The sequence below is a fragment of the Collimonas fungivorans Ter331 genome, assembly GCF_000221045.1.
GTDB classification, from domain to species: Bacteria; Pseudomonadota; Gammaproteobacteria; order Burkholderiales; family Burkholderiaceae_D; genus Collimonas; species Collimonas fungivorans_A.
The window spans coordinates 1-24,593 of the sequence record NC_015856.1 but is presented as its reverse complement, the minus strand read 5'-3'; the positions used below and the strand labels follow the sequence as shown (position 1 = coordinate 24,593).

Here is a 24,593-nt window from a genome sequence, read left to right as displayed (position 1 = left end):
GAGCTATTCGAGCGCATCATGTCAAATCTTTGGCCATGGCTGGCGGTGGCAGGGGTCGGCGCCCTGCATGGGCTGAACCCGGCCACCGGCTGGATGTTTGCCGCCGCCTGGGGTGTGCGGTCGGGCGACCGGATGCAGGCGCTGCGGGCCCTGGCGCCGATTGCGGCCGGGCACGCCGCATCGGTCGCGCTGGTGGCTGCTGCGGTGGCGCTTGGGCTGGGGATGGATCGCAGCGCGCTGCAAGTCGTGGCGGGCGTGCTGTTGGTGGGCGTTGCGGTGTATCACCTGGTTGGCCGGAAAACCAGGCGGGCCCGGGTACCGGCGAGTCACGCCGGACTGGCGCTCTGGTCCTTCATGATGTCCACCGCGCACGGCGCCGGCTTGATGCTGGTGCCGGCGTTCATTCCGCTGTGCATGGCAGACACGCCGGCGCGCGAGATCACTGCATCCGGTTCGCTGATGCTGGCGCTGGCGGCAGTGGGGGTTCACGCGGCGGCGATGCTTGCCGTTACCGCTGTGATCGCCTGCGGGGCTTGCAGCGGCTTTAATGTCGGCGACCACTTGCTTCAGAGCGTCAGGCAGAAAGCGCCAAAAGCAGCCATCAGCGACAGCCCGTAGCGCGGACAAGTCTTTCTGTCCACGCTGTGAGCGTTGATTTGGATATGATGCGGGAAATTCATCGTAGGCACGGGTACCCAGCCTACCAATCAAAATTATCAATCGCCTATAACCGATCAAATTTATATCCATGTATCGGTCATAACCGATCAAGAACAGTAAAAACTCTATTGATCACTTCTCCACTGCGTCAATACCTTGAACGGGAACATGTATAGAAAAATCGTTCTTCTATACATGTGGAAGTGGATATGCATAGCAAATGGTGATTTACGTTCTGAAGGTATAGCCTGGCACATTGATGTAGGGATGCATGATGGCAGTTAGGAGCGGTACACTGCGTTGGTACGCAGTGTACCGCTCCTAACTGCCTCCAAACAAATCCAGCTTCTCATTTACTATTCAAAGATTCGCCAATAAATTCGCCATATAAAATATAAGCCATTGATTTAAAATTGATTTTTATCTAAAATAAATCATCTTCAGATTCGCCAAGTGATTCGCCAAACCGATATATACTTGTGAAATTGGCATATTTTATGACAGATAAATTATCAAAATATCACTACAACAGCCCTCATCAAATGTCTCCGCTGTTGCCTAGCGAACAGCCAATGAATGATTTGCGCCCGTTGGTAGCTGAGCTCATTAACAATGCGAAAGATCTTGCTTCGCAGGGAATGCCACAACTTCGTTCTTTGCTGCGAGAAACATTGCGGCCAATGAATTCTTTTTATACAAACAAGATAGAAGGGCAGCATACCGAGCCGTTAATGATTGAAAGGGCTTTAAAGGCGGATTTTTCAGATAAGCCAGATGAAGCCAAGAAGCAACGCATAGCTATCGCCCACATCGCAACAGAGCGCTGGGGAGAAATAACTTACCCAAGCTTCGACGCCGCCAACTTTTTTCAACCAGGCGTTTTACAGGCCATCCATCGGCATTTACACACGCAACTGCTGGATGACGACCTGATTCAAACCAACGACGATGGAACTAAAGAAAAAGTACACCCAGGTGAATGGAGAACTGCAGGCGTAAAGATAGGCAATCACATTCCCCCTGATCCCGCCACAGTCCCAGTTTTCATGGAGGAGTGGCAGCGCGGATACAGTCATTCAAAAGCGGGAGAAAATGCCGTAGTAGCGCTGATGGCAGCGCACCATCGGTTTGCCTGGATACATCCATTCACGGATGGCAATGGCCGCACAGCCCGCCTGCATACACATCTGGGACTGAACTCCTTAGGGTTGACGCAAGGACTTTGGTCCCCAATGCGCGGGCTGGCGCGAGAACAGGCAAATTATTACGCGCATCTGATCGCTGCTGACAAGGATCGACAAGGAGATTACGACGGGCGCGGTGTATTAAGCGAAAAAGGATTAGTCGAATTTATCCAGTTCCTGATCAACACCTGCCTTGACCAAGTCAGCTTCATGAGCGGCATGCTAGACATCCCTTCCTTTGAGGCGCGCCTGAGGGAAATGCTGGCAGCCGAATCCACCAAGGACGACACGAAAGCATTGAAGGTCGAGGCAGCAACCCCTCTGGCCTATCTGGGAACAGTAAAATCAATGGAGCGAACCAAGTTCAAAGGCATGATGGGCTTGGCCAGCCGAACATCTGACCGCGCATTGGCAGATTTATTCAAATTAGGCATCATTACTTCTAAATCCCCGAAAGGCCCCGTCGAGCTGGCTCTGCCTTTGTCACTATTTCGCTATCTGTTTCCGCGTTTATGGCCAGAAGCAGAGGTGAATACCATTTCATAAAATGGCAGCGGCCGACAATCGCCTTCGAGATTCGCTAAAACACGACAAAATCGTAACCCGGTTTTCGTCGCGCTTAACACATGCAGCTAACTGGGGTCGGAGTGAACTTTCTGCGCGCTTTTTGCAGAAACTTCACTCCGACCCCACTTAGCGGGCCACGGAGTGCACACCTCGCCGTTAACAAACAAAACCATAAATACACCCCGTCTTTCAGCGAATCCGTCATATGGGTTCAACACGACTCAGCCAACGCCACAGCATCAGCCCCAGCAACAATGCGAACCGGACTCGACGCATCATTCGCCGCCCGCCACACCGCTTCCGCCACATCCTGCGCCCGCGTCACCGCAGACGACTGCCCCCATCCCGCAAACACACTCTTTGCCAGGTCTGCGTAAGCCTCGGGGATGCCGCTCTGCATCCGGGGCTGGGCGTTTTCACCGAAGCGGGTCTCTGGCGCCCGTCCCGGCAGCACCAGGTTCACCCGCACATTGAATTGCTTGAGTTCCAGCGCCAGCGACTCGGTGAAGGCGTTGATGGCCGCCTTGCTTGCGGTGTACACGGACAGCAGGGGCAGCGGCTTCAAGGTCACGCTCGAGGTGACGTTGACGATGACGCCGGTCTGGCGTTGCCGGAACTGCGGCAGCACCGCCTGGATCATCGCCATCGTGCCGAGGGTGTTGGTCTCGAAGACGTCGCGGGCGGTTGCCATCGTGGTGCCTTCGAGGGCGCCCAGCATGCCGATGCCGGCGTTGTTGACCAGGACATCGACAGGTCCGGCATCCGCCACGGCCCGGCGGATGCTGTCGGCATCGGTGACGTCGAGGGCGATCACACGCAAACGCTCGGAGCGTGGCAGCAGGTCCTCGCGCGGGGTGCGCATGGTGGCGATGACTTGCCAGTCGCGGGCGAGGAAGTATTGGGCGGTTTCGAGGCCGAAACCGGATGAGCAGCCGGTGATGAGGACGGTTTTCATGGGGGGACTCCTGTAGGTGGTGTACGGTACATTGACTATAGCGGCCCGCAACCGGACGCACTACAATCAGGAGTCCACGTTTCATTAGCAAGAGTCCAGTCATGGTCGATCCCCTCGCGGAAGTTGTCACGCTGCTCCAACCGCAAGCCAAGTTCTCGAAATTCGTCAGCGCCGCAGGCCCCTGGCGGGTGCGCCGCTCGGAAGCCGGGCAACCGTTCTACGGCGTGGTCCTCGACGGCGCCTGCCGCCTGGCAGCCGACGGCCAGGCGCCGATCGACCTGCAGGCGGGCGACTTTGTCCTGATCCCTGCGGCGTATGGCTTCACGATGTCCAGCTTCGCGCCGGTAGCGGAGGACTTCAACAGCGAGCCCGTCGCGCTGCCCCATGGCGAGTTCAGGCTAGGCACACAAAGCGGGCCGCCTGAGGTGCAGATGCTGATCGGCTACTGCGTCTTCGGCTCGCCGGATGCGGCCTTGCTGGTGTCGCTGCTGCCGCAGCTGTTGCACGTACGCGGCGAAGATAGACTTACCAGCGAGCTTAGCAACAGGCTGACCACACTCGTGCAGCTGGTAGGAGACGAATCCCGCGCGCAGCGGCCCGGACGTGAAGTCATCCTGGCGCGCCTGCTGGAGGTGCTGCTGATCGAAGCCCTGCGCTCCGCAACGGGGACGGCAGCCTCGCCCGGCCTGTTGCGCGGGCTGGCCGACGAACGCCTCGCGGTGGCGATACGGCGCATGCACGAAAGCATGACCCGGCCCTGGACGGTGGCGCAGCTAGCGAAAGAGGCGGCGCTGTCGCGCTCGGCGTTCTTCGAGCGCTTCAGCCGCGCGGTGGGCATCGCGCCGATGGCCTATCTGCTGGCCTGGCGCATGGCGATGGCCAAGGATCTGCTGCGGCGGAAAGAGGGGGGCGTTGCTGAAGTGGCTGAGCGGGTTGGCTATGGTTCTGCGAGCGCGTTCAGCGTTGCGTTCACCCGGCATGTGGGATTGGCGCCGACGCGTTATGCGCGAGAGGTGGATTATCCCCATTCGTGATGTGCATATAGAAAGCAACTTTCTATACATATCAATTTGAATATGTATAGAAAAGTCGATTTTTTATACGTGTGGGTGTGGACGTATATAGCAAATGACCTTAGTCGCAACTGCCCAACATCTTGTGCACATTCCTCCTCAGTATGCACTTCTCGCATGACCGACGGTCCGCGTGGGCACAAAGGCGTGCCCACCCTACGGCCTTATTGAACGAACGCATGCCTCGTGCGATTCAGTTCCTGCCCAAATTCGGCAGGTATTCTCGCCCAAGCTCTTCGACAACATCGGCTTGAAGGGCGTCTCGCCTGAGGGCGCGATTCATCCTCTTATGTTTGTCGAGTGAGGCTTTCAAACCATCGCGCCGTTGTTCGGCCAACTCTTTTCTCGACGAGACGGCTGGAAGCAATGCGCTTGCTTTGACATGGCAATGCAAATGCATTACCATAAATGTCATCCATCCCTTTAATTGGAGTGCGCCATGACTGCCTCCCTAGAAGTCGAATCGACCCTGACCGATCGCTACCAGACAACGGTGCCGGAAACCGTTCGCCGCGCCCTGAAGCTGAGCAAGCGGGACAAGATTCACTACACGATCCGCCCCGGCGGTGAGGTCGTACTCTCCCGCGTGGAAGCGGCCGAGGAAGAGGACCCGGTGCTCGGGCAGTTCCTGGGCTTTCTGGCCCGCGACATTGCCAGCCATCCGGAACGACTCCAAGCCGTCGACGCCAATTTCGTGCAACGCATTCAGTCACTGGTCGGCGGTGTTGAAGTCGATCTGGATACCGCCTTGCCGGCAGATGATGAATGACCGGCAGCAAACCTGCGCACCTGGTCGTCAACGGGTGGACAGTTTTCGCTCACCCGCTATTCCTTGCGCAAATTGAAACGCTGATGCGGCAGGTCGAGGCACTCAAGCAAAAAGATCCCGCCGAATACACAAAAAAGAACCCCAGGAGGCGGCTGGCAGCAATCGCCGAACTGGCGTTCGAGGTGATTCCGCAAGATCCGTCGCGGGCCGAATACCGGCAGGGAAACACCCTCGGCGAAGACCACAAGCACTGGTTCCGAGCCAAGTTCTTCCAGCAGTACCGGCTGTTCTTCCGCTACCATGCACCAAGCAAAGTGATCGTCTACGCGTGGGTGAACGACGGGGGCACCATGCGCGCCTATGAGAGCAGCGACGATGCCTACCGGGTGTTCCGCAAGATGCTGGAGAGCGGCCATCCTCCGGACGACTGGGATCAACTATTGGTCGAGGCGCGTTCCGAAGGCGACCGTCTGCAGCGTATCGCGGCAGCGGAACCACTGGTGCAGCCCTGAATTGATGGAACGCTTTGCCTTATTTGCTGGTAATCATAAGACAGCCGCTCATAATTCTGACGCGCAACGGAGAATGAGGCGCAAAACCGGCTCGTTTGAGTCCCGCACCACGCAGTCGTATCCATAAAATTTCAGGGTCATCCTCCTGATAGAAGGACACGGTGAGTCGATTCTGAATATTCGCGGCGGATCTGCTGATTGCTTCGGAACAGTCCGGAGCAGATGCGGCGGATTTTGCAGGTCGTGTACGGATGTTTGTCACAAGGAACTCCTTTGCCATTGTCTGAAGTCAGGGCGAACAATCGGCAATTCCGTGGAGACAGTAGGGCTCAAGATAAAATTTTCGCAAAGCAGCCTTGTGAGACCTTCAACTGCTCAGAACCCGTGCCACCCAAAGGTGCCGATTAGTCTACAACGTAACATGTGACGATTAGTCCGTGTTCGATTAGTCTACAAAATGGGTTAATGCTTATGTGAAAACTTTATCCATACGCTTTGGTGAACGCATAAGAGAACTGAGGAAAGAGCGGGCTCTTTCTCAAGAGGGATTTGCCGACATGTGTGGTTTTGACCGCACATACATCAGTGGTATTGAAAGAGGGGTGCGCAATCCCTCTCTGTCTGCGATTGAAGCTTTGGCTATCGCATTGAATGTCACGGTGGCTGAGCTTTTTAACGGGCTTTAACGTTGCCAAATCGCATTACGAAGGTTGGGGTCAAGTCGTGCAATAACGCATTCGGTGATTCCGCCGACTACATAATATATCATTGCAAGACTTGACCTCGGATCCTTTGCCCACAGCGGGTTGAATTCATTTTTTCCGAATTGCCTAATCAGAACAGAAGCGGTCAATTGGTGGCAGGATTTTTCAGAGACAAAGTCGATTTAGCTAATAATCATACTGGAGAGATTTCGGATTCATGACTCGTTCGATACCATGTTCGTTGAGGCCCTTTTTGAGCGCCTTGTAGATCAACATAAAGCTAGGGATCTCCATTAGACCCTTTCCATTAACGAGTTTTCTTCGGCACTGAATAACCAACTTATCCCTTGGCGACGAAAAAGGAAAGGCTTCCCGTAGATCATATTTGTGCGTTAGAAGTAAATCACACCTCTTCTTTAGAACACGATGGATGACCGAAAGTAACCAGCCGTCAAGATTTCGAAGCTGCTGTTCGTCGTTAAGCAGCGGGTAGAAGCTCATTGCGCCCTTAAATAAGATTGACGATCTTCTGCCGCGAATATATTCTGCCATTTCTTTGTGTAGGAGGCCCCCATACAAATATCTCCGAACCTGTAACATTGCGCTCAAAAATGCTGGGTCTCGATTATTCGACGGAATTATTAATCCACGTAAGGGTTTTGTTCTAATAGGTTGGATCAGATTTCGATAGAGCAAATATGAGATTTGCTTCTTTATTCGGCGTTCAGATTTTGCTTTAATCGAAACCTTAGTCGGACTGATCGCATAACCCAAAAAATTGAAGTCGGGTTTAGAAGCAATTTCGGATCTGCTACCGTCGCGGGCCAGCAGGCTTATTCCATCCGACTTCTTGGCATTTATTGAAACTCCCGCTTCTATAGAAAACGCATTGATTATCTCAAGTGCGTTACAAATTGCAGCGTAATCGGGGCTCCAAATAACGGTGTCATCAGCATATCGTGCGAACTTTAACCCTGCTTTTTCAAGGCTATTATCTAATTTCCAGCAGACCAAATTTGCCAGGAAGAGTGAGATTGAAGTGCCCTGCGGTATTCCTTTCTCACGCTTAGCTAGGAATGCCTTTATAACTGAAATTTCCTCCTGGCTAATAAAGAAGCCATTTTTTGAAAATTGTAGAAATAAAGATTGGTGGTTAATAGACCCGAAGAAATCGGAAAAATCGAACTCGGCAATAAAGGTTCTCGCATCTTGTTCAATATCAACCGATATGTCTTGAATGGCGAAATGTACATTTCGATCATTTCGATAGGCGTACGAGAATGAACTAAAGCGGTGTCTATTTTTTGCTAATAGTCGAGTATAAAATAGCTGTGAGACGGCAGCGTCCGGGATTTGATAGATGGTAAGTTGACGCTTTCCTCCGCCTGGCTTATCTATTTCTTTTATATGCGGATCGTTCGGGGCATATTCCCCATTTTGTATTTTCAGCGCGATTGACAGGGCTATACTCTTCGCTCTCCTCCTGACATAGAACGGATTGAATTTTTTGTCGATGTTCCAGTAATCAGGCGTGCGAATCTCTTTTTTTGGCGCATCATTCACCCTCTTACTTAACCGCTCGTGTTCTTTGTGAAGGCTATTGTGATAGTTGTGGTGCCGCTCGATTAGCTTTTCGGCTTCTTCCCGAATGTACTTCTCAATCTGTTTTGCAAGATTCATCTATAGCTCCCAGAATGACAAAAAGCCCAAGGCAAAAGCCTTGGGCTTCCCACGGAGTCAACCTAGTAAAAGTAAGATTTCAGGTTGATGGAGAGTTGACTCTTCACCTCCAATGTCGCGGCACGTAACCGCGTATGAGAGTGACTCCGTTCTTCCCCTTAGGAAGTACGAATATACTGATAGAAAAATTGCAAATTGTCAATTTTTTTCAAGTTAGTCAATATTGAATATTGATTGTCGGACTGAACGAAACGGCTTTACTTACATGTTCGCTTCAGCAGACACCCTCGATGCCCAGAAATTCAAAAAGTTGAATATATAGATGGTGCACCTTGGGACGTTAGGAGTCTCGCATAAAGCAATGCACCAAATAGCGGTTTTCTGCATCAATGAATCAGGCGCAGCGAGCTGCATTGGGTCGCAAGATGACTGGATATCGAATGTTCGTCGCAAGCATTCCATGGTGTATTGGCAGCCGCTCTGCATGAAGGTTGGGGTCAAGTCTTGCAATAACGTATTCGATGACTGGCCAACTACATAATATGTCATTGCAAAACTTGACCCCGGATCCTTTTTGAGGTGGACTCTTTTAGACTTGCGGGATGCTTAAATCGTCGCACTACCGGAGATCCCCAGGGCTTCCAGTAACTTAAAAAATAGCTTACGTGTGGCTATGGCATCGCCCAAGGCCGTGTGTCTTTGCTTTTCTGGAATATCAATTCCAAAATATTCAAAAGCGCCGTCAGATTTGACCGCCGAGGCTGGAATAGCGCCTTTAAGGAAAAGGAGGTGCAAGATCGTGTGCGTGTCGAGCGCTCGATGCGATAAACCTACTATTTCATCTTTTGCCGCTAAAAAAGCTAGCTTACGTAAAAACGCAACGTCGAAACCGACGTTATGCCCAATTGCTACGGCTGGCTCACCATCAAAAATTTGCAGAAAATAGCGCTCTAATTCTTCACAAGCAGCAATGGGCTCAATTGCTTCTATTTCCCAATCAGCTGAAAATTTTTCGAAATTTTTCTTGGCATATGGACTCCAGCAGATTTGCGGAGATCGCACATAAATAACACGTTCTGCGGAGCGTATCGACACAGGCGCAAGTCCAATTGCCAGGACATCGTGTCGAAACGGATTGACGCCGCTGGTCTCGAGATCAATAACAACAAGGTTTTTACTTTGGATTTGAAGCATCTTTTGGGGCATACAAAAGCGAATACGTTTCAGTGACAATGGAATTCCCGAACATCTCCCAATGATACAGATAACTGGCTGAGAAGTTCCAGACGAAGATGATGGCGCCAACAGCTAAAGTAAAAAGCGCCCACCAATATGGTGCTGGGGCACCCGCTCGTACCGAGATGTATGCACAGCTCAAGGCGAGAATTGACACCCAAAATAACAAAGCACTTATAGTTACGACAGATCGATGGAACGTGTACTTGTTTTGGTATGTTGTAACCAGCGAAGTTGTAAGCCGCTGAGAAAGAAAGATTTTTGCAACCGGGAAAAATTGACGCCATTCCATAGTTAAGCCATCCGTCACAAAATTCTTTTTCGCCAGATCAAACAGCGGATCGAGTTTTGTGTTGAATGGTTCTACAGGTCTAGGGATTCGGAAAATCAAAGATAAACCGAGCCGCCTGAAAGGCGCTGACATCGCATCCGCTCTAGCTTTACCCGATCTTCCAATCCATAGAATAATATGACCAAGAAAGTACCATATACCAAGAATTGGGATTCCGGCACCGATTCCACTTGCAACGTTGAGAGAGTTAATCAATGCTCTAAGGGTGTCCAGCACAAAAATAGGAAGGACATCGTGAGTCCAGTAAGGTGCTAAGTTGCCAAGTGCTGCCCAGAGTAGTATCGCGAACATGCTCGTCACCATCCCTGGCAAAAATACTCCGAAGATTTCATAGCTAAGGTTTGTCAACTTCGCAAATAGTTCGTTCATATCGTTCTAACTCCGTTTAGAAGTAAAAAATACAACGAACTGAGTTATTCGTCGTCGATTTGATATGAAAGATCGGTTGGCTATCCTGCGGCGGATAACCGCTATTGGACTGAACCTCCATCTCAGGTCATTGTGCGAGATTGTAAGCGAACCCATGGTAATGTTGGCAAGAATCTGGGTGAGCCCAAATACTAGAAATGTAATCAATGATGCACGGCGAATAATCGCCGGGTTCTTTTGTAAAAGTGCTGATTATGATAATGCGGTTAGTCCCCACGCATCTAATTTGATGTTTCTTTGAAAACTCTTACGAGGCAGCATAGATTTATTACTAGACAACTTTCCCATCCAATGCCAATCTAAGACTATCAAACCTGCATGCTTTCCTCACTCCGAGTTCTGGGAGATGGCGTCGAACGCTCGCTGCCGTGATGCGGAGGAAGCACTTCCGGAACATGCAATGAGGAGAACTCTTACCGAGTAGTCAGCGAGGTGTTTTGAAGAATCGCATGGGCTGGATGAGGACTGGCTTGACGAAAGCATCCCTCATCGAATTATCTAAGCGAGCGGGTCCAAGATCGCCAAACGAGATGGGCAAATACTTGCCATGAACGCCGGCGGAATTGACGTTAAGTATCTAGAGCAAGACCCAAATTCATAATGGCCGGCTAGATTCCTAAATTGCTAAAAAAGCAGCATGATCGGATTGTGTTGCAATGTAGAGAATGGAGCAATAAATTCATCAGGCCTGCCGTACAACAGGCGGGGTGGGGGCATCGAGCAGATTTAGATTGACGACGCACTGGTGAGACAAACCAGTAATATAACTACACACACATTTATCGCATGAGTACTTTCGATAGCACTAAACGCCTACTGCCAGAAATTCTAACGGAAATAGCGAGGGGTAAGATTCAGCTCCCTGACTTCCAGCGTGGCTGGGTTTGGGACGATGACCATATTCGCAGCCTTCTTGTGAGCGTGGCGCGCTCCTTCCCAGTGGGTGCGGTGATGCTACTAGAAACGGGCGGCGAAGCACGTTTTCAACTCCGGGCAGTGGAGGGCGTGGTGCTACCTGGGAGTGCTGCTGAGGCGGAGCTGCTGATCCTGGACGGACAGCAACGGCTGACTACGTTGACACAGGTATTGGCCTTGAAATCGGCAGTGAAAACGCGTACCGACAAGGGCAAAGCGATTGAGCGCCACTACTATTGGCATATCCCCACCGCACTGGAAGGCGGTGACAGACTCGACGACGCTATTTTGGCTCTCGAACCGGACCGTATTCTGCGCTCCAATTTTGGCCGCGACACGGTACTTGATTTGAGCAGCCCGATCAAGGAGTGCGCACAACTGTATTTTCCCTGTGACCAAATTCTCAACTCCGATGCTTGGGAAGAAGCACTACAAGAACACGCGTCAGAGCACTTTGGGTTGTACATGCGGTTCCGTAAAGACGTACTTGGGGCGTTTCGCAACTACCAACTACCGGTGATTCAGTTACATAAGGCTACCTCAAAGGAAGCAGTGTGCTTGGTGTTCGAGAAGGTTAATACCGGTGGCGTTCCGCTTAATGTGTTTGAGTTGATGACCGCGACCTACGCGGCCGACGGTTACAACCTGCGAGACGACTGGTATGGCAGTAAGCAGCGCAATGTGCAGTCGCGACAAGAGCGGCTGTGCAAAGAGCCGGTGCTGCAGCAGGTGGAAACCACAGACTTCCTTCAAGCTGTGACCATGCTTCACACGCTGGAGAAGCGCCAGATTGATCTGGCAGCGGGGAAGAAGGACAAACAGGTCGCGCCGGTGAGCGCCAAGCGAGTAGCGATATTGGCCCTTGAGTTGCCGGACTATAAAAAATGGGCAGCTCCAGTTGAGCAAGGCTTCATGCTTGTGGCCAAATTTCTGCGTAAGGAACATATACGAGACCCGCGTGAGCTGCCATACCGGACCCAACTTGCACCTTTGGCTGCCGTGCTGGCGATTCTAAAGGAACGCTGGTTGGAGCCGATGATTCATGCGAAGTTGTCGCGCTGGTATTGGTGCGGCGTGTTAGGCGAGCTTTATGGCGGCGCTGTGGAAACGCGAATTGCTAACGATGTGGAAGAGCTGCTGGGGTGGGTAAAGGATGAGAGAGCTGTACCACGCACTGTCTTGGAAGCGACCTTCAGTCCCGACCGGTTGGATCGTCTGTGGTCACGCTTGAGTGCTGCATACAAGGGCATTAACATGTTGGTATTACGTGAGGGTGCGGAAGATTTTTTCTGGAAGGCCAAGATTCAGGAGCTGGACCAAGAGGACATCGCTTTGGACATCCACCATATCTTCCCGCAGGACTGGTGCGAGAAGCAGGGTATCAAGCGTGCCACCTACAACGCTATCGTCAACAAGACTCCGATTTCCTACAAGGCAAACCGCATGATTGGTGGATCAGCTCCATCGGCATACCTCAGCAAACTACAGGGACACAAACAGGTGCAGTTGTCGGACGAAGGAATGAATGCCTTGCTAACGAGTCATCGGATCGACGCAAATGCGCTGCGCGCAGACGATTTCGAGGAGTTCTACCAAGCGCGGAAGGCGGCACTCCTGGAGCTGATTGAGGGAGCGATGGGAAAGGCTTCAATGGCCAGCGGCATTATGAACGCTGACACCGATAACGATTACTAGTCTGGCACAGGGACGAGTAGAAGAGATTATTTTTTGTTGCGTGGAGGGCAAGGCTTACACGACGAGATCTTTCGCGGCAATGAAATACTATTGTGCAAATGAGTTCTTGTCGTGCCCGAAATTGTTACTCCTTCATGCAGTCGTCACTTGGCCATTCATCAGCATGGGCAAGAGCCAGTCACGAAGTGTAGCGAGATGCTGGTTTTCCTTGGTGTTGTTCCCAATTTTCTCGAACATTGGCTCAACGACCGCGGCAAATTTTGTAATGACCTCACCTTTTGGAATCGCAAGATTGGTCAGTTCGATGTCATTCGAGACGATCGAATTGAAGACCGAACCGGAAGACTTGACATGCAGATGATGAATCAATTCCTTAGCTAGATAAAACAGAAAGACATGGCTAACGCCCGGCTTGGCACGCAGTGCATAACAGGACTGGTTCATAGCCATGTCGACTCCAGCCAATACCAACCTACCCACAGATCCACGCGCAGTGATGAAAACAGTATTCTTGCCGAAGAGCTTGGTACTACTGCCTTTCAAGCCATCGTCGGTAATGTAATCTGCTGTGGAAAATTTAAAGATAGTTCCGTCAGCATCCGTAGGAGTGAAGAATGGGATATCGCCCCCCCAGTATTCTGACTTCTTTTTTGTAGGCGTTCCACCACCGAGCAGATCAGCTATAGCCTGAATGCTTGAGTCGGCCCATCCCTTCGGAATCTCCCGTTTCAGGATGGCGTTGTGAACCATCTTCCCACCAGAGGATTTGTAGGGCTTGCCGTTGGCGTCAGGGAAGTTGAATTGTACAAACCAATAGTCGAACAAAGTCTTGGCCATGGCCTCTAGCTCGGCGCTTATGCGATTGTTGCAGTCGATCTTAGCGTCAATGGTGGAAAGGACGGCTGCGATCTCTTCGCTCCCATCGATCAAGGGAATCTCGAGCTCCTTCAGTAAAGGAATCCGCAAATTACTAACGATTGAGCCTGTTTTGTCACTTCGATTTATTTGACCTTGAACAAATTCGGAGAGCATTGCGTAGAGGAGATACCTACTGCCTATCTTCTTCGGGTCAGGTTTTATTAGGACCATTCTTTGACCAAGACAACACTCTATGCCCGCCGGGATAACGCAGAGCTCCCCCATAGGAGCTTCGCGAGTGATGATTAAGTCACCTGCCTCAGGCTTAGCACGCGAGATCCGTTCTTTGAAAGTTTTCTCATCTGTATAAGAAGGGCAGCTTAAATCGAGCTTACCGTTCTTAATGTTGAAATTTCTAACAACAATTTTTCCATCATCGCACCATCTCGGCGTTGAGTGATGACAATCCGTTATTGAGAAACACAGCTTATGTAAAGGACTGGCTTTTCCAGAAAATGATTTTCTGGTATTGATCGCGTTACTCATACTGCAACCCTACCAATTGTTTTTTGATCTCTTTCTCCAGCCGCGCCGATTCCTTGAACAGCGGGCTCAGTTTGTCGGTAAAGCCTTGAATCCTCGCAGAAAACTGAGCAGGTGTCAGGTCTGTATACTCGATCTTCACTTCAAAATACTGTCCGGCGTTCAAGCTGTAATTCTTGGCGACGATCTCGTCATAACTTACCACCGCCGAGAAATCCTCAACCATCTCTTTGCTGTTAAAGGTGGCGATAATGTAATCTTCTTCAGCTCCAGCAAGCAGAACTTTCTGATTTTTCCCATCCTTGACCTTGGTGCCAAGACTGGAGGCGTCGATCAGCACCACACCTTCTTTGTTAGCAGCGTCAATAAACAGGATGGAGACATTTGTGCCGGTTGTAGCGAAGATGTTGCTTGGCATCGAAACCACGCCCGCCAGCATTTTGTTGTCCACCAGATGCTGGCGGATGCCCTTGTCGATACCACTTTGCGCAGCGATGAAGCCCGTGGGCACCACTACGGCAGCTTTACCGCCGGGTTTCAGCGAGTGAATGATGTGTTGTAGAAAGAGCTGGTAGATAGCCATCTTGTCTACGGCCTGTTTAGGGATATTCGGCACCCCGACGAAAAAGCGTTCCTTGTGCTCTTTGGCGTCCAGCTCATTCCTAAAATCGCTGAAATCCATCTTGAAGGGCGGATTGGAAACAATGTAGTCGAATTTCCTGAGCGCCTTACCTTGTCGATGGTAGGGGTGAAGCACGGTGTTGCCCTGGATAATGTTTGGAATGGAGTGAACCAAGTTGTTCAAAATCAAGTTCAGGCGCAGCAAGCTGGATGATTTCTGCGAGATGTCCTGCGAATAAATGGTGCAGCGTTGTTCGCCAATGGCGTGGGCGATGTTCATGAGCAGCGTGCCGGAACCGGCCGAGGGGTCGTAGCAGCTCACGTTTTTGATTTTTCCGCGTACCGCTTCCGGCACGAGGATGGCGGCCATGATCTTGGCCACGGCGTGCGGGGTATAGTACTCGGCGTATTTCCCACCGCTATCCTTGTTGTAATCCTTGATAAGGTATTCAAATAGTGCGGCGTAGAAGTCGTATTTCTGCGTGAAAATGCGCTCAAAGCTGAAGTCGCCCAGCTTGTTGATAAGGGCACGGCAGAAAGCATCGCGCTTGGAGGGATCGGTGATGAACTCACTGACTCGGTCGAACAGAGTGATCTTGGCGCCACCATCGGTCTTGACGGCGAAGATGTCGTTGTTGGTAATCGCGATATCCCGCAGGGTGTCGTCAAACAGCTTGGCGAATTCCGGAGCTGTCTGGCGGTTCCACAGGTGAGAAATGAAGTGCTCGGGTTTCAGTCGTGCTGTGTCCGGCCCCATCTTGCGATGCAGTTTGCCAAGCTCCTCATCGCTCAGGCTGGCAATGGCTTGTTCCCATTTATCGGCTTTTGCTAAATCCGGTCGGATCTTCTTGGCTTCGAAGGCGAATTTATCGTTAAGAAATTTATAGAGAAAAACCTGGGTGATGATTTTGAATTCGTTGCCATCATTGCCCAAACCATAGGCAGCGCAGATGGCCTTAAGGCTATCAATTAATTCTCGGGTGCGTTGTTCAAATTCCTGCGTTACCAACTGCGTACTCCTGTTCTGCTGCCTAAGGCAAATTCATTCATGTATTCGGTCACAACCAGATGGTTGATAGTGTCAGCGGCGTCAAGATTGAGATGAACCTTTTGACGGGTCTCGAACTCGCCCAACACAATCGGCATCATCATTCGCTCGAAGTAGCTTTCATTGGCCAGCAATTGAGTGTTCTGCAGCACCTGTTCGTCGGCCTGCTGTTTGACTCCAAAAAGGGCCTCGAAGAGGCGCCGCTCAGTTTGCGTCACCGTACTGCGCTCTTGCAGCCGTTTGTGGATGCGAGTGTATTTGTTATCGCCCCGATATTTGGCGCGGAGCTGGTTGTTCTGGCGGTTCAGCTCCTTGACCTTGTCGTAAATGGCACTAAGGGCACCAATATTGGCGGTCATTTCTACCTGGCTAACTTCGTTCAACTTCTTTTTCTTGAATAACCGCTCCAACTCTTCCTTGAGCGTGATAAATTTTGGGTCCTGCTGGTCGAAGTTATCAGCTAGAGCTTCGCGAGTCTGGCGCAAGGTGCTCTTGAGCTTGTCGGCTAACACCAACTCTTCTTCCTTAACCTTGGTGAACATGAACAGCACGTCTTCCAGCGCGATATTGAGCAGATTGTTGGTGCTGGTGCTGGACTCGATGTTTTCCTTGAGGTTGAGCAGATCAAGATGGTTGCAGGTCTCGCGGTAAAGCTGATTGAGCTTTTGGAAATCGAGTTGCTGCAGCAGCGTGTTTTCACCTTGCAAGCGGATCAGGTTGTAAAGATTGCGTGCATCGGCCAGCGCTTTCTTGAGCGCCAATACTGTGGCACGGTCCTGAATCTGACTGATCTGCTGTGAAAATACCTCGGCGTTTTCGATATCGAAACTGAACAAGATATCCTTGATAGCTTCGATTTCCTGAGCAATCTCTTCTGCGGATTTAAATAGATTGGAGTAATGTTCTACTTCGTCGCCCAACTCGGCCTGCAATTCGTCGAAATAGGCTTTGTTGGTGACGTCAAACTCTTTGCGAATGTCGGCGAAATCGACGACATAGCCGTAACGAAAATCCTTGTAGGTGCGATTTACGCGGGTGAGCGCTTGCAGCAGATTATGCGAACGGATTACTCTCCCGAGGTAGAGCTTCTTCAGACGCTTGGCATCAAAGCCAGTGAGTAACATATTGTAGACGAATAGCAGGTCGATCTTGCCAGTCTTGAAGTCTTCGACCCATTGCTTGCGCTCTTCCTTACTGCCCACGTCGTGCAAAATCAGCGCCGCACTCTTTGCACGGTTCTCCAACAGTGCGCGAGCAGCATAGCTCTCGGGCTTCGCGGCAGCGATCAATGCTTGCGTGGAGTCTTGCACAGCATAAACTGATGTGGGCTGGACCGCATAGACCGCGTTAAAAATCTCGAACATCTGGCGAGCCTGCTCGGCGCTGTCGCAGATGACCATGCCGCCGATGCTGACATCGCCCAGCGCACTGCGACTCTTCTCAAAATCACGCACGATGTAATCGAGCATTGGTTCGACAAATTTCGGGTGTGCGTAAATGAGCTTTCGGTCAATATCCCCTTGCTGCAACTCCACGGCAGCGAGCGCCTCTTGCAAAGTGAGCTTGTAGTTCGTTGCAATCTCTTCGCGGATCAGGCGCAGAGTATAGCCGTCGGCGATTGACGCGTTGTAGTAATACTTGTGGATGTAGTCGCCAAACAGCACACGGGAATTGTAATCATCCCCGAGCAGTGGCGTGCCGGTAAGTCCGATCTTGATAGCATTGCGGTCGGATTGGCTGAGGTTAGCAAGAAAACTGCCCTGCGGGTTGTAGCTGCGGTGCACCTCGTCGAGAAAATAGATGCGTTGGATGCTGACGTCGTAATCCTCGGTACGCACCACGTCCGGGTCATCCTGAAATTTCTGAATGTTGACCACGGTAATTTCATGCTTGCCGGTGTTGTTGTGCAGCACCTGTGTGGTCTTGATATCGCGGGCGAAGGCTTCGCGGCTGTCAATGGTGTGCACGATCAACCCGCGCCCGGTAAATTCGCGCTGCGCCTGGCTAAGTAGATCGAGTCGGTCAACGATGAAATAGAACTTTGGGACAACGCCCTTTCGCTGAAAGTAATCCGTCAGAAAGCGGGTGTTGTAGTAGGCCAGCGCGGTCTTGCCGCTGCCCTGGGTGTGCCAAATGATGCCTTTACGCACGCCATCATCAAGCTTACGCTCGATTGCTTTAGTAGCGAAGAGCTGCGGGTAACGCATGATGTGCTTTTGCAGCCCATCGGTCTCATTCACATAGGCTAGCGCGAATCGCAGTAAGAAGGCCAGCCGACCGCGGCTAAACAGTGAAGTACAGATGCGGTTCGTCGGCGCATCGGGCGATTTGTTGCTGATAAACTCGGGGCTGTGCTTGATGACGTTCAGATTGTTGTCGCGCAGCACTTCGTTCTCAGCGGCGTCATCCTCGTCAGCCAGCAGGTTTGCGAGATCCAGCGATTCTTCTTCGCGGAAATAGTTGAACACTGGCGCATCATAAGACGGGCTGGCATAAAATGCGCCTTCGATGGGCTGCGGCGAGCCATCGTCGTATTCCATGTTGTTGGAGAAGACCATCAACTGCGTAATGTTGATGAAACGACGGAAACGAGGGTTCCTGCTGCGTGTAATGATACGGTTACGCTCGGCCAAAACGCCTTCACGGTTATTGGGCTTCTTAACCTCAATAAACGCCAGTGGCATGCCATTGATGAGCAACGTGATATCGGGCCGAAACTCATCGTCCCCATTTTTGCAGGTCAACTCAGTAACAACATGGAAGCTGTTATTGTCAAAGTTCTCAAAGTCGATCAACCGGATACCTGAGCGCTCCGTAAACTTTTCGTAGAAGGCCTTACCAAGATCTTCGTTATCGAGCAGGAGTTTGACTTCGATTAACAGGCGATCGATGTTGCTATCGTCAATGGCTGGGTTGATCCGGGCGATAGCTGTGCGAAAAAGGTCCGGGAAGATGTTGGTTTTTTCATCCCAAGCAACATCTTTCAAGGAAAGATAACTGTAGCCAAGCCGCACCAAATGCAGAATGCAAGGTATTTTGACTCGCGAGTCTTCGCTGAAAACCATCAGGCTTGATATCCCTATTTATCTTTTGAGTGTGAAACCGCACTTTCGGATTCTTCGTGGGTGCCACCAATGCTCAACCATTCATCGACATCTGACGTTTTGAACTTCCACATCCCCTCGCGGTGGGCAGCATGCCCTTTTGGTCAATCCAGCAGTAGATCGAATCGCGCGGAGTATCAAGATGCCCCGTAATCAGGTCGATGGATAAATCAGACGTCAATATTCCCCGCCTGCAGCGCATTCAACTCAATAAACGCCCTACGCGGCTCAACATCATCCCCCATCAGCGTCATGAAGATCTGATCCGCAGCAATAGCATCCTCAATCTGCACCTTCAACAACCGGCGCACAGTCGGATCCATCGTGGTTTCCCACAGCTGCGAAGGATTCATCTCGCCCAGACCTTTATAGCGCTGCTTGCTGACGCCGCGTTCGGCTTCGTCGCGCAGCCAGGCCATGGCTTGGTGGAAATCGATGATGGCTGACTCTTTGACTTTTTCGCCGGCGCCGCGGCGGATCAGGGCGCCTGGGCCGATCAGGCCTTTGAAGGTTTCTGCGGCGTTGACCAGCACGGTGTAATCCGGGCTGGCGACGAAGTCGCTGTCGATGGCGCTGACCTTGATGTTGCCGTGGTAGCGGCGCTGGATGCGCAGGGCGTGCTTGTCGGAGAGTTCGTCGGATTTGACGACGACTTGCACCGATGGCTCGTTGATCGATGCTTGCAAGGCCTGGGCCGAGGCTTCGGCGTCGGCCAGGGTGTCCAGCTTGAGGGTGACGCCGGTCATGATGGAGGTGAGGGCGGCGCCGTCTACCGCGCGCGTCAGGCGCGTGATGATGGAGTTGGCCATGTTGTACTGGCGCACCAGCTCGGCCAGGGCCGGGCCGCTGATCGGCAGCGCGCCTTCGCTTGGCACCAGAGCAGCGTCGTTGAGGGCGACTTGCATCATGTAGGAGACTTCTTCGGCGTCGTCCTTGAGGTAGCGCTCGTCCTTGCCGTGCTTGACCTTGTACAGCGGCGGTTGGGCGATGTAGATGTGGCCGCGCTCTACCAGTTGCGGCATCTGGCGGTAGAACAGGGTCAGCAGCAGGGTGCGGATGTGGGCGCCGTCGACGTCCGCATCGGTCATGATGATGATGCGGTGGTAGCGCAGCTTGTCGGCGTTGAATTCGTCGGCGCCGATGCTGGTGCCGAGGGTGGCGATCAGGGTGGTGATCTGTTCGGACGACAGCATCTTTTCAAAACGGGCTTTTTCGACGTTGAGCACTTTACCGCGCAACGGCAGAATCGCCTGGAATTTACGGTCGCGGCCCTGCTTGGCGGAACCGCCCGCGGAGTCACCCTCGACGATGTAGAGTTCGCACAGGGCTGGGTCTTTTTCCTGGCAGTCGGCCAGTTTCGATGACAGGCCGAGGCCGTCCATCACGCCTTTGCGGCGCGTCAGTTCGCGCGCCTTGCGGGCGGCGTCGCGGGCGCGGGCGGCTTCGACGATCTTGCCGCAGATGATCTTGGCGTCGTTCGGGCGTTCTTGCAGGTAGTCGTTCAGCGTTTTTGCGACGATTTCTTCTACCGGCAGGCGCACTTCGCTGGAGACCAGCTTGTCTTTGGTTTGCGAGCTGAATTTCGGCTCTGGCACTTTCACGGACAGCACGCAGGTGAGGCCTTCACGCATGTCGTCGCCGCTGGTTTCTACCTTGGCTTTCTTGGCGAAGTCATGTTCTTCGATGTACTTGTTCAAGATGCGGGTCATCGCCGCGCGCAGGCCGGTGAGGTGGGTGCCGCCGTCGCGTTGCGGGATGTTGTTGGTGAAGCAGAGTACTTGTTCGTTGTAGGCGTCGTTCCATTGCATGGAGACGTCGACGCTGACGCCGTCTTTTTCGCCGGTGGCCTGGAAAATCGTCGGGTGCAGGACGGTCTTGGCTTTGTTGATGTATTCAACGAAACCGCGGGTGCCGCCTTCGAAGGCGAAGTTTTCTTCTTTGCCGGTGCGCTGGTCGGTCAGCTTGATGTGCACGCCGTTGTTGAGGAAGGACAGTTCGCGGATGCGCTTGGCCAGGATTTCGTAGTGGAATTCGACGTGGGTGAAGATTTCTTCGTCGGCCCAGAAGTGGACTTCGGTGCCGCGCTTGTCGGTGTCGCCGATGACCTTGATCGGCGATACCAGCATGCCGTCGATGGTTTCGGTTTCGCGGTTTTGCGGGACGCCGCGCACGAATTCCATGTAATGCACTTTGCCGTCGCGGCGGATGGTCAGCTTGAGCAGCTTGGACAGGCCGTTAACGCAAGACACGCCCACACCGTGCAGGCCGCCGGATACCTTGTACGAGTTCTGGTCGAACTTGCCGCCGGCGTGCAGCTCGGTCATGACGATTTCGGCTGCGCTGCGCTTTGGATCGTGCTTGTCGTCGAACTTGATGCCGGTCGGCACACCGCGGCCGTTGTCGGTGATCGAGATCGAGTTGTCGGCGTGGATGGTGACGTGGATTTCGGTGCAGTGGCCGGCCAGCGATTCGTCGATGGAGTTGTCCAGCACTTCGAACACCAGGTGGTGCAGGCCGGTGCCGTCAGAGGTGTCGCCGATGTACATCCCGGGGCGTTTGCGTACCGCTTCCAGGCCTTCGAGAATTTGGATCGAGGACGCTCCGTATGCATTGGGTTGCGGCTGATTGGTGTTGTCTGGGGCTGATGACATGGCTACCTTCTGAAAAGCTTACTTCGGAACTACTTATATTGGGACTGGATGCTACTTTTACAAGCAATGCTGGGGGGCACGCGCGTGGGCAGAAAAGCTTGCCCACCCTACGGCTTTTACCAGCAACCGTAGGGTGGGCACCTGTGCCCACGCGGTGTGCCGGAGGCCGTTGCAGCGTGGGCACGGGGTGCCCACCCTACATCGACTAGATTCGCATTGGCATTACTACGTACTTGAAATCGGCGTTTTCCGGCACGGTGATCAGTGCTGAAGAATTGGCGTCGCCGAGGGCGATGTTGACGTTGTCGCCCTTGAGGTTGTTGAGGACGTCGAGCAGGTAGGTGACGTTGAAGCCGATGTCGACGCTATCGCCGCCGTAATCGATTTCGAGTTCTTCAATCGCCTCTTCCTGGTCAGCGTTGGTGGAGCTGATTTTCAGGCTGCCTGGGGTGACTACCCAGCGCACGCCCTTGAACTTGTCGCTGGTCATGATGGCGGCGCGTTGCAAGGAGCGCAGCAGCTGGTCGCGGCTGATGGTGAAATCGTTCTTGTAGCCCTTCGGCACCACGCGGGTGTAGTCGGGGAACTTGCCTTCGACCAGCTTGGAGATCAGTTCGATATCGGCGAACGACAGCTTGACCTGGTTGTTGGCGATTTCGAGCTGGACCGGTTCGTCGGTTTCTTCCAGCAGGCGCTGCAGTTCGATGATGGTCTTGCGCGGGATGATGACTTCCTGGCGCGCGAACTCTTGTTCGGTGGCGACCTGGCAAAACGCCAGGCGGTGGCCGTCTGTCGCAACCGCGATGACGTTCTTGCCGTCGAGGACCAGCAGCAGGCCGTTCAGGTAGTAACGGATATCCTGTTGCGCCATCGAGAAGTGCACCATGTTGAACAGATGCTTGAGCGTCTTTTGCGGCAGGGTGACGGTGGCGTTGTAATGGTCTGCCTGGGCGACTGTCGGGAATTCTTCGGCGGCCAGGGTTTGCAGTGCGAAACGCGATTTGCCGGACTGCACGGTCATGCGCTTGTTGCTCAGGGTCAGCGAGACTTCGCCGGTGTCTGGCAGGGCGCGCAGGATATCGAGCAGCTTGCGCGCGGCGACGGTGGTGGCCGCTACTTCGCTGCCACTGCCGACCTTGGCGTTGGTGGTGATTTGCACTTCGATGTCGGTCGACAGGAAAGAGACCTTTTCGCCTTCTTTGCGAATGAGGATATTGGCCAGAATCGGCAATGTGTGCCGACGCTCGACAATACCGCTCACGATCTGCAGTGGCCGGAGAAGGGTATCTCGGTTGGTTTTGACCAATTGCATAGCTATATCCTTGTTATTTAAAAATCAAATATTGCTGCTTGCTGAAGTACGGGTTTGAATGCTTGGTAAGCAGTCTGTAAATGTAACTTAAATCGACCCTCTACGGACCCCTCCGGGCCGGAAATCTGCGCCGCTGTGACGATTTTTTGCGATTGTAAGTTGGCAAATCGGCAAGCTCTGCGATTTAACCAAATCGGCAAAAAAACCACAGTCACCGCCCAGTTTTCAACTTGCCTTATACAAACTTATCCACAGGGCCGCAGGCAACGTGCACAATCGCCCGGCATCTCGATATCAGCCCTTCAGGGTCTGCTCCAGCACGTGCAATTCGTGGTTGCATTCCGGATTCTTGGTGCGGTCGCCGGCGATCTTGCGGACTGCGTGCAATACCGTGGTGTGATCGCGGCCGCCGAACAGTTCGCCGATTTCCGGCAGGCTTTTCTGGGTCAGTTCCTTGGCAAGGTACATCGCAATCTGGCGCGGACGGGCGATATTGGCCGGCCGCTTTTTCGAGTACATATCGGCAACTTTGATGTTGAAAAAGTCAGCCACGGTCTTCTGGATGTTCTCGACGGAGATCTGGCGGTTCTGTACCGACAGCAGGTCCTTCAATGCATCTTTGACCACATCGATGCTGATGTCTTTGCCATGGAAACGAGAGTAAGCAAGAATCTTGCGCAGTGCGCCTTCCAGCTCGCGGACGTTGGAACGTAAGTGTTTGGCAACAAAAAACGCGACGTCGTCGGAGAAGGTGACGCCTTCCGATGCCGCTTTTTTGAGCAGGATCGCTACCCGCATTTCCAGTTCCGGCGGCTCGATGGCGACCGTCAGGCCGGAGTCGAAACGCGAAATCAGGCGGTCATCCATGCCGGTGATTTCTTTCGGGTAGGTGTCACTGGTGATGATGATTTGTTTCTTTGCAGCAATCAGCGCTTCGAAGGCGTAGAAGAATTCTTCCTGGGTACGGCTCTTGCCGCCGAAGAACTGGATATCGTCGATCAGCAGCAAATCCAGCGAATGGTAGTAGCGCTTGAAGTCGTCGAAACCCTTGCGTTGGTAAGCAGTCACTACGTCGCGAACGTACTGTTCTGCGTGGATGTAGCGGATCTTCGAGTTAGGATTGTCGGCCAGCAGCTGGTTGCCGATGGCGTGGATCAGGTGGGTCTTGCCGAGGCCGACGCCACCGTACAGGAACAGCGGGTTGTAGGAAACGCCGGGATTATTGGCGACCTGGATCGCTGCCGCGCGCGCCAGCTGGTTGGCTTTACCGGTAACAAAACTGTCGAAACTGAGGGCGGTATTGATGCGCGACTGGTCGCGCCGGGCGCTGGCTGTGCTGTTCTCGGTCTGCACTTCCGGCAGGCGGTCGAAGTTGCTGTTGCCATAACTGCCGCCGCCGGCTGCCGACGACTGCGCGCCGGCCTGCTCGTTACTATTATTAATAGCAACCGGCATGCTGGAGCTGGCAGGGGCCGGCGCCGACTTGCGCGGATCGAGCACGAACACCACTTCGATCGGCGCCTCCCAATATTGGTGCGCCAGGGTCGTGATGCGGCTGGCGAACTGCGTTTTTACCCAATCCAGCTTAAAGCGATTCGGCGCAGCGATGCGCAATCGTCCGTCCTCGTAATCGAGTGGCGCCAGCGGTTTTATCCACGCGCTAAATTGTTGAGGCGTCAATTCCTGCTCCAACTGGGTAGAGCAGCTCTGCCAGAAATTTTCCAT

The 24,593-nt window shown here is 52.8% G+C and carries 18 protein-coding genes; 7 read left to right on the top strand and 11 right to left on the bottom strand.

Annotated elements, in window-relative coordinates:
* Window positions 1-18: 18 nt before the first annotated feature.
* Both CFU_RS00075 and CFU_RS00070 read left to right on the top strand, forming a co-directional pair.
* Entirely contained in the window at window positions 19-618 is a 600-nt protein-coding gene (locus CFU_RS00075) for a hypothetical protein (RefSeq protein ID WP_014004008.1), read from the top strand.
* A gap of 539 nt (window positions 619-1,157) precedes the next feature.
* Complete coding sequence (locus tag CFU_RS00070) at window positions 1,158-2,390, top strand: Fic family protein (protein WP_041740979.1); 1,233 nt, start codon at window positions 1,158-1,160, stop codon at window positions 2,388-2,390.
* Between the two features lie 232 nt (window positions 2,391-2,622).
* On the opposite strand, the gene CFU_RS00065 is transcribed toward CFU_RS00070, so the two are convergent.
* Entirely contained in the window at window positions 2,623-3,366 is a 744-nt protein-coding gene (locus CFU_RS00065; RefSeq protein ID WP_041740978.1) for an SDR family oxidoreductase, read from the bottom strand.
* A 101-nt stretch (window positions 3,367-3,467) separates the two neighbouring features.
* Between CFU_RS00065 and CFU_RS00060 the strand changes: the two genes are divergently transcribed.
* The 3 genes from CFU_RS00060 to CFU_RS00050 all read left to right on the top strand — a co-directional run bounded on the left by CFU_RS00060 (window position 3,468) and on the right by CFU_RS00050 (window position 5,720).
* Window positions 3,468-4,400, top strand: a complete 933-nt coding sequence (locus CFU_RS00060; RefSeq protein ID WP_014004005.1) for an AraC family transcriptional regulator — start codon at window positions 3,468-3,470, stop codon at window positions 4,398-4,400.
* A gap of 478 nt (window positions 4,401-4,878) precedes the next feature.
* The gene (locus CFU_RS00055) at window positions 4,879-5,208 is read left to right on the top strand and encodes a type II toxin-antitoxin system PrlF family antitoxin (protein WP_041740976.1); all 330 of its coding nucleotides are present in this window, start codon (window positions 4,879-4,881) and stop codon (window positions 5,206-5,208) included.
* Window positions 5,205-5,720, top strand: coding sequence for a type II toxin-antitoxin system YhaV family toxin (locus CFU_RS00050; protein WP_014004003.1), 516 nt, complete (start codon window positions 5,205-5,207; stop codon window positions 5,718-5,720). Before CFU_RS00055 ends, CFU_RS00050 begins: the two co-directional genes overlap by 4 nt.
* A gap of 19 nt (window positions 5,721-5,739) precedes the next feature.
* On the opposite strand, the gene CFU_RS25470 is transcribed toward CFU_RS00050, so the two are convergent.
* Window positions 5,740-6,000 (bottom strand): SymE family type I addiction module toxin, encoded by a 261-nt coding sequence (locus tag CFU_RS25470; RefSeq protein ID WP_081466376.1) that lies wholly within the window; start codon window positions 5,998-6,000, stop codon window positions 5,740-5,742.
* A gap of 193 nt (window positions 6,001-6,193) precedes the next feature.
* On the opposite strand from CFU_RS25470, the gene CFU_RS23560 reads away from it, so the two are divergent.
* The gene (locus CFU_RS23560) at window positions 6,194-6,406 is read left to right on the top strand and encodes a helix-turn-helix domain-containing protein (RefSeq protein ID WP_081466375.1); all 213 of its coding nucleotides are present in this window, start codon (window positions 6,194-6,196) and stop codon (window positions 6,404-6,406) included.
* Window positions 6,407-6,610: 204 nt separating this feature from the next.
* On the opposite strand, the gene CFU_RS00045 is transcribed toward CFU_RS23560, so the two are convergent.
* From CFU_RS00045 to CFU_RS24245, 3 genes are all read right to left on the bottom strand, one after another.
* Window positions 6,611-8,104 carry a reverse transcriptase domain-containing protein gene (locus tag CFU_RS00045; RefSeq protein ID WP_014004002.1) on the bottom strand — a complete coding sequence of 498 codons (1,494 nt, stop codon included), beginning with the start codon at window positions 8,102-8,104 and terminating at the stop codon, window positions 6,611-6,613.
* Window positions 8,105-8,710: 606 nt separating this feature from the next.
* On the bottom strand, window positions 8,711-9,298 hold the full coding sequence (locus tag CFU_RS00040; RefSeq protein ID WP_190275202.1) for an exonuclease domain-containing protein: 588 nt from the start codon (window positions 9,296-9,298) through the stop codon (window positions 8,711-8,713).
* Window positions 9,279-10,061: a hypothetical protein gene (locus tag CFU_RS24245; RefSeq protein WP_148264715.1), complete on the bottom strand. Its 783-nt coding sequence runs from the start codon at window positions 10,059-10,061 to the stop codon at window positions 9,279-9,281. Before CFU_RS24245 ends, CFU_RS00040 begins: the two co-directional genes overlap by 20 nt.
* 846 nt (window positions 10,062-10,907) lie before the next feature.
* Between CFU_RS24245 and CFU_RS00035 the strand changes: the two genes are divergently transcribed.
* Window positions 10,908-12,731, top strand: coding sequence for a DUF262 domain-containing protein (locus CFU_RS00035; RefSeq protein WP_014004001.1), 1,824 nt, complete (start codon window positions 10,908-10,910; stop codon window positions 12,729-12,731).
* Window positions 12,732-12,863: 132 nt separating this feature from the next.
* Here the strand turns inward: CFU_RS00035 and CFU_RS00030 are convergent, their stop codons facing one another.
* The 6 genes from CFU_RS00030 to dnaA form a co-directional block, all read right to left on the bottom strand.
* Window positions 12,864-14,135, bottom strand: coding sequence for a restriction endonuclease subunit S (locus tag CFU_RS00030; protein WP_014004000.1), 1,272 nt, complete (start codon window positions 14,133-14,135; stop codon window positions 12,864-12,866).
* Window positions 14,128-15,762: an HsdM family class I SAM-dependent methyltransferase gene (locus CFU_RS00025; RefSeq protein WP_014003999.1), complete on the bottom strand. Its 1,635-nt coding sequence runs from the start codon at window positions 15,760-15,762 to the stop codon at window positions 14,128-14,130. The genes CFU_RS00030 and CFU_RS00025 overlap by 8 nt, the downstream gene beginning before the upstream one ends.
* Complete coding sequence (locus CFU_RS00020) at window positions 15,756-18,866, bottom strand: type I restriction endonuclease subunit R (protein WP_014003998.1); 3,111 nt, start codon at window positions 18,864-18,866, stop codon at window positions 15,756-15,758. Before CFU_RS00020 ends, CFU_RS00025 begins: the two co-directional genes overlap by 7 nt.
* A 209-nt stretch (window positions 18,867-19,075) precedes the next feature.
* Window positions 19,076-21,556 (bottom strand): DNA topoisomerase (ATP-hydrolyzing) subunit B, encoded by a 2,481-nt coding sequence (gene gyrB / locus CFU_RS00015; protein ID WP_014003997.1) that lies wholly within the window; start codon window positions 21,554-21,556, stop codon window positions 19,076-19,078.
* A gap of 205 nt (window positions 21,557-21,761) precedes the next feature.
* Window positions 21,762-22,868 (bottom strand): DNA polymerase III subunit beta, encoded by a 1,107-nt coding sequence (gene dnaN, locus CFU_RS00010; RefSeq protein WP_014003996.1) that lies wholly within the window; start codon window positions 22,866-22,868, stop codon window positions 21,762-21,764.
* A gap of 294 nt (window positions 22,869-23,162) precedes the next feature.
* Window positions 23,163-24,593, bottom strand: coding sequence for a chromosomal replication initiator protein DnaA (dnaA, locus tag CFU_RS00005; RefSeq protein WP_014003995.1), 1,431 nt, complete (start codon window positions 24,591-24,593; stop codon window positions 23,163-23,165).

Coding starts and splice junctions, on each gene's coding strand:
- CFU_RS00075 (WP_014004008.1), top strand. CDS start 19: ATGTCAAATCTTTGGCCATGGCTGGCGGTGGCAGGGGTCGGCGCCCTG.
- CFU_RS00020 (WP_014003998.1), bottom strand. CDS start 18,866: ATGGTTTTCAGCGAAGACTCGCGAGTCAAAATACCTTGCATTCTGCAT.
- CFU_RS00030 (WP_014004000.1), bottom strand. CDS start 14,135: ATGAGTAACGCGATCAATACCAGAAAATCATTTTCTGGAAAAGCCAGT.
- CFU_RS25470 (WP_081466376.1), bottom strand. CDS start 6,000: ATGGCAAAGGAGTTCCTTGTGACAAACATCCGTACACGACCTGCAAAA.
- CFU_RS00035 (WP_014004001.1), top strand. CDS start 10,908: ATGAGTACTTTCGATAGCACTAAACGCCTACTGCCAGAAATTCTAACG.
- dnaA (WP_014003995.1), bottom strand. CDS start 24,593: ATGGAAAATTTCTGGCAGAGCTGCTCTACCCAGTTGGAGCAGGAATTG.
- gyrB (WP_014003997.1), bottom strand. CDS start 21,556: ATGTCATCAGCCCCAGACAACACCAATCAGCCGCAACCCAATGCATAC.
- CFU_RS00070 (WP_041740979.1), top strand. CDS start 1,158: ATGACAGATAAATTATCAAAATATCACTACAACAGCCCTCATCAAATG.
- dnaN (WP_014003996.1), bottom strand. CDS start 22,868: ATGCAATTGGTCAAAACCAACCGAGATACCCTTCTCCGGCCACTGCAG.
- CFU_RS00060 (WP_014004005.1), top strand. CDS start 3,468: ATGGTCGATCCCCTCGCGGAAGTTGTCACGCTGCTCCAACCGCAAGCC.
- CFU_RS00040 (WP_190275202.1), bottom strand. CDS start 9,298: ATGCTTCAAATCCAAAGTAAAAACCTTGTTGTTATTGATCTCGAGACC.
- CFU_RS24245 (WP_148264715.1), bottom strand. CDS start 10,061: ATGAACGAACTATTTGCGAAGTTGACAAACCTTAGCTATGAAATCTTC.
- CFU_RS00065 (WP_041740978.1), bottom strand. CDS start 3,366: ATGAAAACCGTCCTCATCACCGGCTGCTCATCCGGTTTCGGCCTCGAA.
- CFU_RS00055 (WP_041740976.1), top strand. CDS start 4,879: ATGACTGCCTCCCTAGAAGTCGAATCGACCCTGACCGATCGCTACCAG.
- CFU_RS00050 (WP_014004003.1), top strand. CDS start 5,205: ATGACCGGCAGCAAACCTGCGCACCTGGTCGTCAACGGGTGGACAGTT.
- CFU_RS00045 (WP_014004002.1), bottom strand. CDS start 8,104: ATGAATCTTGCAAAACAGATTGAGAAGTACATTCGGGAAGAAGCCGAA.